Below are 14,384 nucleotides of genomic sequence, written 5' to 3'. Positions count from 1 at the left end.
AGACTGAAGCATCTGCATTTGAAGTTTATACGTCTGAAGTATCAAATGATTGAGTAAACAGATGTTGAATATCTAAGTGTTGAATACCTAGATGCTGGGTATCTAGGTATTCAATAACAGTAGCTGTCCATCAACTTCTATACGGCGCAGTCGAGTGCCGAAAACGGTTTCCAGCGTATCAACATGCATCACGTCTTTGGGCTCTCCTTGAGCGACAAGATGCCCATTTTTCAACAGCATCACTCTATCCGCATCACTCAAGGTTCGGTTGATGTCGTGATTAGACATCACAACGGCGATGCCTCGGTCTGCTATCCGTCGAACCATCTTATACATCACGCTTTGTTGTGCGATGTCCAGAGCACTTGCTGGTTCATCAAGAATGAGGAGCTTGCCATCAGGGTTAATGTCAGGCCAAATCTGTAAACACACACCGGCCAGCCTCACTCGCTGCCACTCACCGCCTGAAAGCTGCTCTGTGTTGCGAGTTAGCTTGTCTACAATTCCTAAAGTTGTGCAAATGTCCTGAACCGCTTTGTCTCGGATTTCGGGGTCACTTACCGCTAATGCAGAAAGGCTTAAATTTAGGTACTGATAGACACCAATAGCAAATGCTGGTTTCTGTTGCTGGCTTAAATACGCCCGCTGTCTAGCCAGTGTTTTGCTGTCGATACTATCGAGAGATACGCCCTGCAAAAAAACATCACCTTGCCCTTCTTCGAGTCCCGACAACAATTCCAGTAACGTGCTTTTTCCGCTGCCATTGGCACCTAGCAAGTGGACGATTTCGCCTTCCTTAACAGAAAAGCTCAATGGCAATAATCGTGTGCCCAAGGCGATATTTTTTACTTCAATCATACGCGCCTCAGCAACATCCAAATAAAGAGCGGCGCACCAAGTGACGTTGTCACTGCCCCGACTGGCAGTTCGGCTTCAGCTATGGCCATACGACCAATGGTGTCAGCCAGCAACAGCAAAGAAGCTCCCGCAAGCGCTGATAACGGCAACAAAAATTTGTTCTCTGTTCCTAGCCATAGCCTTAGGAAATGTGGAACAACAAGTCCCACAAACCCAATCACACCCGCCATGGCTACCGATGCACCGACAAGAATACTTACCATCAAAATTAACTGCCATCGCAATGCTTGAATGTTCAAACCTAGCTGTTTAGCCGGTGTTTCACCAAGCATCATCAAATCTAAGTTGTGCCCTTGCGTACACAGCCAAAGCACTGCCGGAACCACAACGACCGCAAGGGTTAACTGTGCCCAGTGCACACCGGACAAACTCCCCATTAGCCAGTACAAAAGCTGTCGAAGGTTAAGATCAGAACTGAAGTAAAAGGCCCATGTCACGATAGCGCCTGACAATATGCCCAAGGCTACGCCAATCAAAAGCAGGCGTGCTGTCGACATGGAGCGTTTTCGCGCCAACCACACCAATATGCCGGTAAACGCGAGTGCGCCCAACATCGCCGCGGACATTAAGCCATATTGGCTAGCCATGGCGGGAAAGAAGAACATCACGAGCACAAGCGCTAGGCTCGCCCCACCAGAAATCCCTAGCACACCGGGTTCAGCAAGTGGGTTACCGAGTAACACCTGCAGCACAGCGCCAGAAACGGCCAATGAAGCGCCAATCAAGATAGCGGCAATGACCCGAGGAACACGGAGTTCGATCAACAATTGCTGCGCTAACGCAGACTCAGTATGAAATGGGAAAATCCAGATTTCACCTGCCGACAATGAGAGAAGTGCACACGCGATAAGAAGCACGAAAGCAGTAAGAAGCGCGATGTGCCAGCGGCGAGTGTGTCGCTCAACGAGTTGAAGTAAATGCATGGTTTTAAGGCTTAAACATCATTAGCCGCCAACCATACAGAGAACGTCGAAAAATGAAAAGCGCTAACTGATTGCATAAGGTCCCGGCTCATTATTCACATTCACAAAAAGCGGCTGAGATTCATCCGGCGAGAATGGTTGAACCAGCAAACATGCGCGTTGGCCAATTGCCACATTGGCATTCGGAAACACCGCCGCTTCGCCCCCTTCTATGGCGACATATTCAGTGCCATTTTCTTTCGCGAGGGGCTCGCCTTCTTTAAAGAAAGTAAAGTTAGCGGCATCGTTGCTAAATGCCAGCGAGAAAGCTTCATCGGTTTTGGTGATAGTGCGCGTGACTTTGTAAATCTCTAGCGCCGGTTTTTTCTGATTCGAGGGAAATACACTCCCCGTCAGGCTCGCTATTAGCGCATGCTTGAGTGCGGCGAACTCATCCATATTATTTTGATACAGAGGTGCCACTCGTCCCATTTCAAACGTCGCAGTAAGTGCGCCAAAGCGCTCTGCACTCCACCAACTAAAGGTTGAGGACGGCGTGAGACTGAGCAACATGGCATCCATGTCTGCGGCTCTTAGGAAATGAATCAAAGGACGAACATCAGTCGCCTTCGTCGAAGCAGGTACAACGGCAAACATATAGTGCTTAGAGTCACGAATGGCGCTATGAAGATCGAAATGCCATTTGTCTGAGCCCTCTTCACAAGATCCAAAGAAAGCGTCCACATGGTGCTGCAGGCGATTTGCCAACAAGCACTCTTTGTTGCGTTCAGGGTTTGTATCCGCAAATAGACGGTTGAGGTTCTCTTCAATAAAGCGAGTGTGCGCATGAATAGCATCAGGATGGGCAATAATAAACAGAATACGCGCGGTCGGTACCCACTGCTCACTGAGAATTTCACTGACTAGCTCATTAACCAGTTCAATAGGCGCTGTTTCATCACCGTGTACACCCGAAGAAAGTACAATAGCGAGTTCGGCCTTTGGCGGGATAACCTCTAAAACCCCGATAGAATGATGAATAACATCAGTACCGTTGGCGAGCTGAAATGTTTGCGGTACGAAAGTTTCAGGCGGAAATAAGGTGTGCTGTAGAAAGCCCTCAGAGAGGTAAGTGTCCATTTTCATACGTCCCTAATTATTTTATTTTTGTATCTCAGCACTCACTATACCCAAACGATCGCAGGATTCATGTTTACGTCATGGAATGACGCCAGATTTGAGAGATTGAAAGGGATACGTACGATTTTCAAGCAATAAAAAACCGCAGCTAAAAGCTACGGTTTCATATCAGGTTTACCACTGAGAGCGAGAATTTAACGAGGCTAAGTCTAAGAAACAGACGGCAACTCAAGAAGTCCTCGTCGACGATTACTTGTCGATTTTAGCGTTTTCTACGCGTGCTTTCAGTTTCTGTCCTGGTCTAAATGTCACGACTCTACGAGCAGTGATTGGAATATCTTCACCCGTTTTTGGGTTTCGGCCTGGTCGTTCATTCTTCTCGCGAAGATCAAAATTACCAAAACCAGACAGCTTGACTTGCTCGCCACCTTCGAGAGCTTTTCGAACTTCTTCGAAAAAGGCTTCAACGGTGTCCTTGGCGTCCCGCTTGCTCATCCCGACATTTTCAAACAGGTTCTCAGCCAAATCGGCCTTAGTGAGCGCCATAGGTCATTCCCTCAAGAAATGTTAAACATAAATGAGATACTCTGTATCTACACTACCAATTGCACTGCATTGGAAATATTCACTTGCTCCTATGTCGGGCAGCATATTCCGCATCAGTAACTTACGAATAGTGTAAGCCAACTGGCTGATTTGCGCCAACTTTTTTCCATATCATTATTTAGAACAGTGCTCTGTTTATGAGGATTTCATTCTTGAGTCATGCATAAAAAATGAGACACAGACTTCACAAATATTCGTTTAGATGATGTTTTTATTCATTTTTTAATCCGTTGCAAACCATCATTTATATATGGTTCGATAAAACATAGGTTTATCAAAACGATACGTGTTAGAACTTTTGGACATAAAAAAAAGCAGCCCGAGGGCTGCTTTTTATTGATGATTTTGGCATTAATCGCGAAGATGTGCGCCAAATTGCTCGCCAAGTGTAGCAATGACAGCTGCAACTGCCTCAGAAATATCACTTTCTTCTAAAGTACGTTCTGTTGATTGCAGGGTCAGAGCAATTGCTAGGCTCTTCTTACCTTCTTCAACACCCTTACCTTTGTAAAGGTCGAACAATTTAGAACCGGTGATTAGCGTGTTGTCTGTTTTCAAACAAGCACGAACAACCGCTTCTGATTCTACGTCATCAGCAACAATCACCGCGATATCGCGACGGTTCGCAGGGAACTTCGAAATAGCAACCGCTTCAGGGATCACACGTTGATTGATAGCAGCCCACTCGATTTCAAACACAATGGTGCGACCGTTCAGGCCAAACTTGCGCTCTAGTTCTGGGTGCACTGTACCGATGTGACCAATGATCTTGCCGTCTACTTCGATAGCCGCGCTCTGCCCTGGGTGCAGTGCTGGGTGCTTAGAAGCCTTAAAGCTATAAGCCAGTTCATTGGCAGTCAGTTCAAGAACCGCTTCCAAATCACCTTTCAAGTCAAAGAAGTCAACCGTGTTGGTAGCGATATCCCAATGCTCTTCTGAACGAGCACCAGCAATCACACCTGCTAACATCATTTCTTGACGCATGCCATTTTCGGCAGATGCTTCAGGAATAAAACGCAGACCCGCTTCGAACAAACGAACGCGTGGTTGCTGACGTTTTTGGTTGTAAACAACCGTGTTAAGCAGACCTGTCCACAAGCTCAAGCGCATTGCTGACATATCAGCAGAGATTGGGTGCGGCAGAATCAGTGGCTCAACGCCTGGCACGATAAGCGCTTGCTGAGCTGGCTCAACAAAGCTGTACGTGATGGCTTCGTGGTAGCCACGGTCAACCAGCAGATCACGAACACGTTTAAGAGGCTGATTAGCTTCTTTGTACTCGTTCATGGTCAGATGAGCTTGAGGCGCTTGGTTTGGAATGTTGTCGTAACCAAAGATACGACCTACTTCTTCTACCAAATCTTCTTCGATGGCCATATCAAAACGCCATGAAGGTGCTTTCGCTGTCCAGCCCGCTTCTGTGGTTTCGACTTCACAACCAAGACGCGTCAGAATTTCAACAACATCATCAGAAGAGATAGCGTGACCTAAAAGGCGATCCAGCTTAGTACGACGTAATGCGATTGTTTTCGCTTTTGGCAGGTTCTCTTCAGACTCTTGACCAACGATTTCACCCGCTTCACCACTACAGATCTCAATCAGTAGTTGAGTTGCGCGTTCCATAGCATGGTACTGAAGATTTGAATCAACACCACGTTCGAAACGGTGTGAAGAATCAGTATGCAAACCATAGCTACGAGCACGGCCACGAATTGCGTCAGGTGCAAAGAATGCAGCTTCTAGCAATACGTCAGTTGTTTCTGTTGTTACGCCTGAGAACTCGCCACCAAAGATACCCGCAATCGCTAGCGCTTTAGTGTGGTCAGCAATAACCAGTGTGTTGTCATTCAGTTCAGCTTCGTTACCGTCAAGAAGAACCAGTTTCTCACCTTGTTTCGCCATGCGCGCAACAATGCCACCTTCAATCTTAGCCAGATCAAATGCGTGCATTGGTTGACCTTGTTCCAGCATCACGTAGTTAGTGATGTCGACGATTGGGTCAATAGAACGAATACCACTGCGACGCAGTTTTTCTTGCATCCAAAGCGGAGACGCAGCTTTAACGTTCACATTGCGAACAACACGACCCAAGTAACGTGGACACGCTACAGGTGCTTCGATAGCAACAGAGATTTTGTCGTCGATTGACGGAGCAACGTTTTCAAACGCAGGCTCGCACACTTCAGCACGGTTCAATACACCGACTTCACGTGCCATGCCTTTCAGGCTCAAACAGTCAGCACGGTTTGCGGTAAGATCAACGTCAATGGTGACGTCGTTTAGCGACAAGAACTCACGGAAGTCAGTACCCAGAACTGCGTCTGCAGGTAGTTCCATGATGCCGTCTGATTCTACGTTAATACCTAGTTCGGTAAACGAACACAGCATGCCGTGAGAAGGTTGGCCACGTAGTTTCGCCTTCTTGATTTTAAAATCACCAGGCAGAACCGCACCAACAGTAGCAACCGCAACTTTGATACCAAGACGACAGTTTGATGCACCACAAACGATGTCCAGTAGCTCTTCGCCACCCACATTCACTTTCGTTACACGCAATTTGTCTGCATCAGGGTGTTGACCACACTCAACAACTTCACCAACAACAACGCCGGTAAATTCGCCAGCGACAGCCTCAACGTCGTCTACTTCTAGACCAGCCATCGTGATTTGGTGTGCCAGTTCTTCGCTATTTACAGCAGGACTTACCCACTCGCGAAGCCAGGATTCACTGAATTTCATTTCTCAATTACCCCAATGCTTACTTGAATTGTTTCAGGAAACGCAAATCGTTCTCGAAGAACGCACGCAGGTCATTCACGCCGTAACGCAGCATGGTCAGACGCTCAACACCCATACCGAAGGCAAAACCTGAGTATTTCTCTGGGTCAATGTTTACAGCACGTAGCACGTTCGGGTGAACCATACCGCAGCCAAGGATTTCCAACCACTTGCCGTCTTTACGACGAACGTCCACTTCTGCTGAAGGTTCAGTGAATGGGAAGTAAGAAGGACGGAAACGTACTTCAAGATCTTCTTCAAAGAAGTTACATAGGAAGTCGTGAAGGATGCCTTTCAGCTGTGCGAAGTTTACGTTCTCATCAACCAGCATACCTTCCACTTGGTGGAACATTGGGGTGTGAGTTTGGTCGTAATCGTTACGGTAAACACGGCCAGGTGCGATGAAACGCAACGGTGGCTGGTTTTCTTCCATGGTACGGATCTGAACACCAGAAGTGTGCGTACGAAGCATCAAGTCTGGGTTGAAGAAGAACGTATCGTGGTCAGTACGTGCTGGGTGATCTTCTGCGATGTTCAGCGCATCGAAGTTGTGGAATGCGTCTTCGATTTCTGGGCCCGTTTTCACGTCAAAGCCAAGATCACCAAAGAAGCTCTCAATGCGTTCAATGGTGCGCGTGACTGGGTGAATGCCACCATTTTCGATGCGACGACCAGGCAGAGTCACATCAATAGATTCTGCAGCAAGCTTCGCTTCAAGTTCTGCACTTTCCAGCGCGTTTTTGCGCTCAGAGATCGCAGCTTGAACAGCTTGCTTCGCTTTGTTGATGCTTGCGCCAGCTTCACGGCGCTCTTCAGGTGGTAATTTACCTAGAGCCTGAAGTTGCAAAGTCAGGTCGCCCTTCTTACCCAGGTACTTTACGCGTACCTCATCCAGAGCCACAACAGAGTCAGCCGCTTCAATGGCTACTGTTGCGTTGGACAGAATGTCTTCTAGTTGTTGCATCGTTTCCTCATCTACCCAATCGGGCAGTGTCCTACGGTGAGTAAAATACCAATTCTCGTAACAAAATTTGGATTTGTCGCTTTTCCAGCAACCGCCTAAATTTCGTTCTGAGAATTGGTATAGACGTAACGCTACATAGTAAATAAACCGCGTGACAAAGCCAAACTGAAACTGCGTTAAAGTAAGAGTCATGGACAATTCATCATCAATTTATCGTTTTCTCGAATTAAGAAACCCAGCGCGATGGGTTAGGTGATGGGAAATACGCCAGTAAGGTTCAGATTGCCAATCAAGAACAAGCCACTAACGAGACCTACACCAAATCCGCTTCATTCGGAAAATGTAACAAACATTGAGTTTTCAATTTAGCGTCCAAAAATTTCTATCAACTTGGCGCATACCCGCCTTATTTGCATCCAAAACATCTAGTTTGTAAAAGTGCGCCGTTCTAGCACGTAATCGTTGTAATACTTTTAAGGTAATAAAATGAATACATTTCTACGGCAGAAAGGGCATCGCCTGACACAATCGTTTTGGAAAAATGCCATTATCACGCCATCTATATTGCTCCTCTCACTACCTTCCTACTCTGGAGAAATAAGCGTGGCTCCACAGCAACACTCCCCCATTCCTGTTCATGTAACACCGATGCTTGTCAGTCTAGGCTTTGATGACAACCTCGATGAAGATGGCCTGTCTTGGGTTCTTCAATTGCTCAAAAAAAACAAAAACCCAGACGGTGCAGATTCCTTTGCTAATGCGTCACTGAAAGCAAGTTTCTTCATGCACTGTGGGCCAGCGAGAGGGAATGAAGAAATCCTGCAAAAATGGCGACAGGCAAATGCGGAAGGTCATGACATTGGTAATCACACCGAAACGCACCCAGATGATAAGGTTAACTGGAATCCATTGGATAGCTGGATGACAGCGGATCAATGGCAACAGGAAATCGCATTATGTAATGAGTTATTGATGATGCCTGAAGCACAAGGTGGTGTAGGCATCGCAAACGTCAATGGTTATCGCGCACCCTTTCTAACCTATAACGACAATACGTTTGCTGCGCTTTCTGCCAATAACATTCAATACGATGTGAGCCTGCCGGCTGGAAACACACCAGAACACGACGGCACCAACAATTTCTGGCCCCATACCCTGCATAATGGCAGCCCAGAACATGATATTGGTGTGAATGGTGGTTGGAAGCCCCCGCTCTCAACCTACCCCAACCTTTGGGAAATCCCACTACATACCTTAATTGTGCCGCCCGACAGTGAAATGGATCGCTATGGATTAGCTTATTCATTGCGAGACAAAATCTCATCACGTGTTCCGTGGTTTGATGCGGTATCAGGCAAAGGGGATAATTTCGATTGGAATTTATACTTTGAGCCAGCATGGGGAGCTGCCGGCTTGAATGAACATGATGTGTTAGCGATATACAAATATAACCTCGACCTGAGATTAAGTGGAAACAAATCGCCATTAGTACTCGGTTTACATTCAGGGTTTTACGGATATCAGAACGGTGCTGAACACTTTGGCATGCCAGAGTCTACTGTCGAATCAAGGCGACGTGTTCTTGAAGAATTTACAGCCTATGCCTTGTCCAAACCAGCCGTAAGATTTGTTAGCCATAAACAGCTAGTTGATTGGATGGAAGAACCTGAACCCCTCACTCTATGCGCTACTTCAGAGTGGGATGCCCATAAAGCTTATCAGAAAGGTGACGGCGTCACATATATGGGTAAGCAATACCAAGCCGCTTGGTGGACAATGCAGCAGATCCCTGGATTATATGAAAACTCCCCATGGTCACTGCTCGATGCTTGTTCCCCTAAGTAAATATACCTAAGTAAGCTGAAGATTCTCGGTTTCAGAGGCCATCAGAGTGTTCAATTCAAGGCAAATTCTTGTAGGAATAGTCATTCTATTTCACGGGAATTTAACGCTCTGAGGGTCTCCCTTCGGCCGAGTTTACTGACGCCATGCTCGGTGTTGTCCCTTTTTGATGGAGATCAGAGCATCAACTAAATTCAAGAGGGGCTTGACCCCTCTTTTTTGGTTATTTTCATCAACAACCACATCAATGACGTTTCTTACTGACTTTCCCTTTCTCAATGACAACTATTAACGAGAAAACAGTGGTCTCGTTTCATCCTCTGCACTGATCTGGTATGGTTTAGATACCACTGAAAGGATATAATTCCAACCTTACGCTAGGGCTACCATTTATAGAGGATATTTCCCTATGCCGATACCATTATTTGGTGATGAGAACGTACTGAAAAACAAAACAAAAAAGGAAGTGCTCGCAGAAAAAATATTAGAGATGATCTTTACGGGGCTGCTGAGGGATGGCGATGTGTTACCCAGTGAAAGAGAGCTAGCCAATACGTTTAGCGTTAGTAGAGAAACAGTCCGAGGTTCATTGGGGGTCATTTCTGAATTTGGCCTGCTTAATATTTCCCACGGTGCAAAGACAACGATCAACCGAAGCCCTGAGTTACTTCAAACTTGCCAGAGTCTTCTCCCTAGCCTTTCTGATTTAGAAGTAAATAATTACAATATTGATACCGTCTTTGAAACGCGAAAAATCATTGAGCGCGCCGTTGTTAGAAAAGCGACACTGAACATCGATGCTAGCGGAATAAAAGCACTTCGCGTCCTTCTAGAGCAGCAAGAGAAGCTCTTCGACCAGCCAGTACATTTCCAACTGTCAGACAAACAATTCCATCGAATTATCGCAGAGTGCGTCCCTAATGAGCTCCTGAACAAGTATGTTCAAGAACTCTACTCATATGGACTTCAGTTCAGGCGGGTTGTTCTGTCGGTGGAAGGCAGCATCGAAAAAAGCTATCGAGAACACATGATGATCTTTCGCGCGCTTGAAAATAGAGATCCTGACAGGGCAGAAGAGATGATGATTAACCATCTCAATAGCGTTTATGACACGACATTAATTGCCATGAAAAACAGAAATGGTTTTGGTTAACCCGTATACCCGAACGACCTGTGTACACAAACGATCTGAAGAAGCTCGCTGAATCCTACCTCTTCAGTTTGCTTGGGTGCATAGCTATTTGTGATCGATATCCTTATACGGGCTTTTACTGTACTTGTTCCCCGGGTGACGTCGACTAAACCCCCAAATCGCGTGATAGGTATCAATCCAGCGATGCTGAAGGCTGAAGAACAGGTAGAAGGCGAACATAACCAGTTCAGAAACAAGCATCGCGACATATGCCCAAGCTCCAAGCTCAAACAAGAAAAATCCGCTATAAATCGCCACATGGCTGGCCGCCAATAAGATGTAACCCAATGATTTATGTACCCATTCGAACACGCGCCGGTAGATGGTCATATTATAATGGTCACCAAATACTTTATTGCTCGGAACGGGGTTCCCATTATCGTCAACAGGCCCACCTTTTGTGCCTCTCGCCCAGCCATAACAGGCTTGTATCAAGGAAAGACAAATGGCCACCAGCCCAATTTTCGTATGAATGGTTGATGTATCTAAACCATTCAAACTAATGAGACTAAACAAAAAGGCGATAAGAGAAATAGCGATGACCACACTGTGACCAAGCCAATGTGTTATCCACCAAAATTTATTATCTAACTTCTTGGGAAATGCTTGGCCTGGAGTCACTTTAAAATAGCGTGTAATCGTAATAATGACCGGTGACATCACAGCCCACGCCAGTACCATCAAACACGCATGAACAAGCAGCAGTAATGGAATATCACGAGTGTATTGCGTTCCTGTAGAAAAATTGAGTTTCTGTGCCCCGTATTCACCATGAAAGCTGAACCTATCTCCATCCCCTATCGCCCAAATGATATCAATATCAGCATTCGGGTCTATGGCAACGTCAGACTCATCTGACGTATTTAATGCACGTTCAAACACCAACACTGTCATGTTTTCATTTACGTCAATTTGCGCGCGCTTAATGTTTTGTTCCGCGTCTGTCTTGACTGATGACAATAGCCTTCCCGTTAACTGACTGTCTTTCACATCTTTAGTGTGCGCGTAACCGATGATCGCATCCGCATTGCTCATCAATTTACCAAAGCCTAAGCCAATCCATACCTTTGAGGGGTGAATGGCTTTCACGCGCAACGTATCGTCATTGATCAAAGACCAGCAAAGCCTAAGATCACTGTCTATCAACGTCTGTTGATGCTGATAATCTTTGCAATAGTCATCAGCACTTGCACTATGAGGAGTTGCTAAGAGCAAAAGCAATAACCAAACTACAGGCATTAGCGATTATCCTTACCATTGAGTGTTCGAAAATAAGCAACCATCGCTTCGGCATCGTCCTGAATAAGATGCGAGGTAATCTCCTTGATAACATGGCTCATTTCCCCCCCCGTGTACTCTCCATTAGAGAGCCTCCCTGTTTGAAGAAACACGAGCCACTCTTCGTCCGTCCAATCACCCATCGCGTCACCGGTATTCAGTAAACTGGGAGCTGGATTAAACTCTCCTTGAGGCACTCCTGCCATCCATTGATCGCGCAAAAGCCCACCAAGCGTATCTCTTGGCGTGTGGCATTCACCGCAATGCCCTAACGCCTCCACTAAATACGCACCACGTTGCTCCATCTCGTTATAAGCTGAAACATCTGACACGTAAGCAGGTTGGTTATATAGCAGTTTCCATGTACCAATACCGGCGCGAATATTCAGCGGAAATGGCAAGGCCTTGTTTTTATTAGGCTCTGATATTGGCGCAATACGCTGGTCAATGTAAGATTGAACATCAACAACGTCTTGATCACTCATCTTTATGTAAGATGTGTAAGGAAAAGCAGGATAATAATGCTCTCCTTGCGGAGATATTCCCTGTCTAACAGCATCTGCAAATTCCGCTCGCGTCCAACCGCCAATACCAAATTCATCATCCGGTGTAATGTTCGTCGACATAATGATGCCAAACGGTGTTCTAATACGTTTTCCGCCAGCCAGCGGTGCGTCTTTCTTCGCCGCCGTTGAATGGCAAGCCGCGCATCCAGATAAATGGAAAACATACTCGCCATTCTTAATATCAGCCGAGAGCCTATTCAAGTGATCACCCGTTTTCGGCCATATCCAATGCGGTGCGAAAATAAAGATGGCTCCCACGGACAAGCAGATTATGACAACAAGGGTGAGAGACAGGATCAGCCTTTTTTGCCAACGACATAATCGCTTTATCGCTAACCTTTTTAACAACCACGTCATCTCTACCCCTTCACAGCACCCGCGGTCATCCCTGAAATAATTTGTTTCGATGCCACAAACGTAAATATGATCGGCGGTATGGCGAGCAATACACCCATGGCCATGATTGCCCCCCAATCGATGTTATATTCCGTCAGTGAATTCACGATATATACAGGTGTGGTTCTCGTACTTCGGTCAGAAATAGCATTTGCAATGAGGAACTCATTCCACGCAATACGAAACGTAAATATGGAAGCTGCAGCGAGGCCTGGCTGTATGACAGGCAGAATGATGTGGTAGAACACTTGAAAAGGATTCGCCCCATCCATTCTGGCCGCCTCCTCCAGTTGGATAGGAATTTGCTGAATAAAACTCTGTAATATCCAAATAACAAAAGGAAGGTTCATGGCGCTGTAGATAAGAACAATGCCATTTAGCGTGCCATCAATCTCATAGTCAAATGTCCAAATGCCAAAGACTGGAACGAGCAAGACAGCAGGTGGCACCATTCTCATGATCAACGTTGTCATCGACGCCACATCGCGACCAAAAAATCGATAACGCACAATGGCATAAGCTGCCATACAACCAGCAAACAGAGTGATAGCCGTTGATACAATCGCGACATAGAGAGAGTTACCAATGTTGTTGACCAACGAGCGGTCATCAAGCATGGACGCATAGTTTTGAAGCGTCGGCATGAAGAACCATGCCGTCGAATCGCTCATGATATCGACTTTCAACTTAAAAGACGTCACGAACATCAATACAATTGGCCCCAAAGAAAAAACGATCAGCGAGACGAGTACCAAGTAATAAAGCGCTGTATTCAAAGTCTTCTTGTTCATGTTTATCCTCCTTCCTCAGTACTGCTCTGCAGTGACTTTGATTTTTGCACTGCGCGTTTCACGCATCTTGTTAAACATGAACATGGCGACGGTAATTACCAGGACAAGCGCAAGCAGCATATTTGATAACGCGGCAGCGAGGCCTAGCTCTTGGCTGTCTGTCACCGTTTTAAAGATTCGTAACGCAAGAATTTCAGTTGAGAGACCAGGTCCACCATTGGTCAGGATCATGATGACTTCCAATACCTTGAACGCATCGATCAACCGGAGCAGTAAGGTGACAATGAGCACGGGCAGCATCAATGGAATTTTAATGTGCCAAATAAGTGCCCAGTTCGACGCACCGTCTAGTTTGGCAGCTTCAACAACCGAGCTAGAAAGAGATTGAAGTGCCGCCAAGGACAAGATCATGACAAAAGGAGTCCATTGCCAAATATCTGCCAAAATGATTGAGAAGAGTGACCACGATGGGTCGGACAACCATGGCACGCTATCAATGCCCAATCCATTTAGAATTTTATTGAAAATTCCGAATTGGGGGTTGTACATGTACCGCCAAACGAGACCCACAGCAATCGGCGCAATCATCATTGGTAAAATGAAAATTGTTCGATAAATTGACATGCCTCTTGTCGGCCTTTCCAGCATTAACGCAAGCCCTACCCCGAGCACCATCTCAATGCCAACAACGATAAAAGCGAAAGAGAAGGTGACAAAGAAAGACTCAAAAAAACCTTCATCTTCAAGTAGCCAAACATAGTTACTTAAGCCCACAAACTCGGCATCTGAAAAAGGCTGGCTTGGCCTCCAATCGAAGAAGCTCGCCGTCATCATGTAAGCCATTGGGTATAAAAGGGCAAAAATCAAAATAACTGCCGCTGGCGCCATGAAAAGATAGGGAGCAGCTTTATTTAAAACCTGCCGGAATGACTTTTTATCTGGTGCTTCACTATTACCGGCGGAAACCATGACTTTGTCTCGCATATTCCACATCCATTTGTGCATCGGAGG

General features: G+C 46.1%; 12 protein-coding genes. 2 read left to right on the top strand and 10 right to left on the bottom strand.

Annotated features, from left to right (window positions below):
- Positions 1–102 precede the first annotated feature (102 nt).
- The 6 genes from btuD to pheS all read right to left on the bottom strand — a co-directional run bounded on the left by btuD (position 103) and on the right by pheS (position 7,308).
- A complete protein-coding gene (gene btuD / locus Q365_RS0122720; RefSeq protein ID WP_028025513.1) occupies positions 103–858 on the bottom strand; it encodes a vitamin B12 ABC transporter ATP-binding protein BtuD in 756 nt (251 codons plus the stop codon).
- On the bottom strand, positions 855–1,841 hold the full coding sequence (gene btuC, locus Q365_RS0122715) for a vitamin B12 ABC transporter permease BtuC (protein WP_028025512.1): 987 nt from the start codon (positions 1,839–1,841) through the stop codon (positions 855–857). The genes btuD and btuC overlap by 4 nt, the downstream gene beginning before the upstream one ends.
- A gap of 63 nt (positions 1,842–1,904) precedes the next feature.
- Positions 1,905–2,960, bottom strand: a complete 1,056-nt coding sequence (locus Q365_RS0122710; protein ID WP_028025511.1) for a succinylglutamate desuccinylase — start codon at positions 2,958–2,960, stop codon at positions 1,905–1,907.
- Positions 2,961–3,209: 249 nt separating this feature from the next.
- The gene (ihfA, locus tag Q365_RS0122705) at positions 3,210–3,506 is read right to left on the bottom strand and encodes an integration host factor subunit alpha (protein ID WP_016962084.1); all 297 of its coding nucleotides are present in this window, start codon (positions 3,504–3,506) and stop codon (positions 3,210–3,212) included.
- Positions 3,507–3,917: 411 nt separating this feature from the next.
- Positions 3,918–6,305 (bottom strand): phenylalanine--tRNA ligase subunit beta, encoded by a 2,388-nt coding sequence (gene pheT / locus Q365_RS0122700; RefSeq protein ID WP_028025510.1) that lies wholly within the window; start codon positions 6,303–6,305, stop codon positions 3,918–3,920.
- A gap of 19 nt (positions 6,306–6,324) precedes the next feature.
- Positions 6,325–7,308 carry a phenylalanine--tRNA ligase subunit alpha gene (gene pheS / locus Q365_RS0122695; protein WP_028025509.1) on the bottom strand — a complete coding sequence of 328 codons (984 nt, stop codon included), beginning with the start codon at positions 7,306–7,308 and terminating at the stop codon, positions 6,325–6,327.
- Positions 7,309–7,794: 486 nt separating this feature from the next.
- On the opposite strand from pheS, the gene Q365_RS0122690 reads away from it, so the two are divergent.
- Positions 7,795–9,153 (top strand): polysaccharide deacetylase family protein, encoded by a 1,359-nt coding sequence (locus Q365_RS0122690; RefSeq protein WP_035025603.1) that lies wholly within the window; start codon positions 7,795–7,797, stop codon positions 9,151–9,153.
- Positions 9,154–9,559: 406 nt separating this feature from the next.
- Positions 9,560–10,303 (top strand): FadR/GntR family transcriptional regulator, encoded by a 744-nt coding sequence (locus Q365_RS0122685; RefSeq protein ID WP_028025507.1) that lies wholly within the window; start codon positions 9,560–9,562, stop codon positions 10,301–10,303.
- Positions 10,304–10,387: 84 nt separating this feature from the next.
- On the opposite strand, the gene Q365_RS0122680 is transcribed toward Q365_RS0122685, so the two are convergent.
- The 4 genes from Q365_RS0122680 to Q365_RS0122665 all read right to left on the bottom strand — a co-directional run bounded on the left by Q365_RS0122680 (position 10,388) and on the right by Q365_RS0122665 (position 14,357).
- A complete protein-coding gene (locus tag Q365_RS0122680) occupies positions 10,388–11,581 on the bottom strand; it encodes a cytochrome and DOMON domain-containing protein (RefSeq protein ID WP_028025506.1) in 1,194 nt (397 codons plus the stop codon).
- Positions 11,581–12,387, bottom strand: a complete 807-nt coding sequence (locus Q365_RS0122675; protein ID WP_245621600.1) for a c-type cytochrome — start codon at positions 12,385–12,387, stop codon at positions 11,581–11,583. Before Q365_RS0122675 ends, Q365_RS0122680 begins: the two co-directional genes overlap by 1 nt.
- 158 nt (positions 12,388–12,545) lie before the next feature.
- A complete protein-coding gene (locus Q365_RS0122670; protein ID WP_017010338.1) occupies positions 12,546–13,373 on the bottom strand; it encodes a carbohydrate ABC transporter permease in 828 nt (275 codons plus the stop codon).
- Between the two features lie 15 nt (positions 13,374–13,388).
- A complete protein-coding gene (locus Q365_RS0122665; RefSeq protein WP_028025504.1) occupies positions 13,389–14,357 on the bottom strand; it encodes a carbohydrate ABC transporter permease in 969 nt (322 codons plus the stop codon).
- Positions 14,358–14,384: the final 27 nt, after the last annotated feature.

Source organism: Enterovibrio calviensis DSM 14347 (assembly GCF_000621165.1).
Taxonomy (GTDB): domain Bacteria; phylum Pseudomonadota; class Gammaproteobacteria; order Enterobacterales; family Vibrionaceae; genus Enterovibrio; species Enterovibrio calviensis.
The sequence above is the reverse complement of the archived record's forward strand: the minus strand, read 5'-3'. Positions and strand labels throughout refer to the sequence as shown.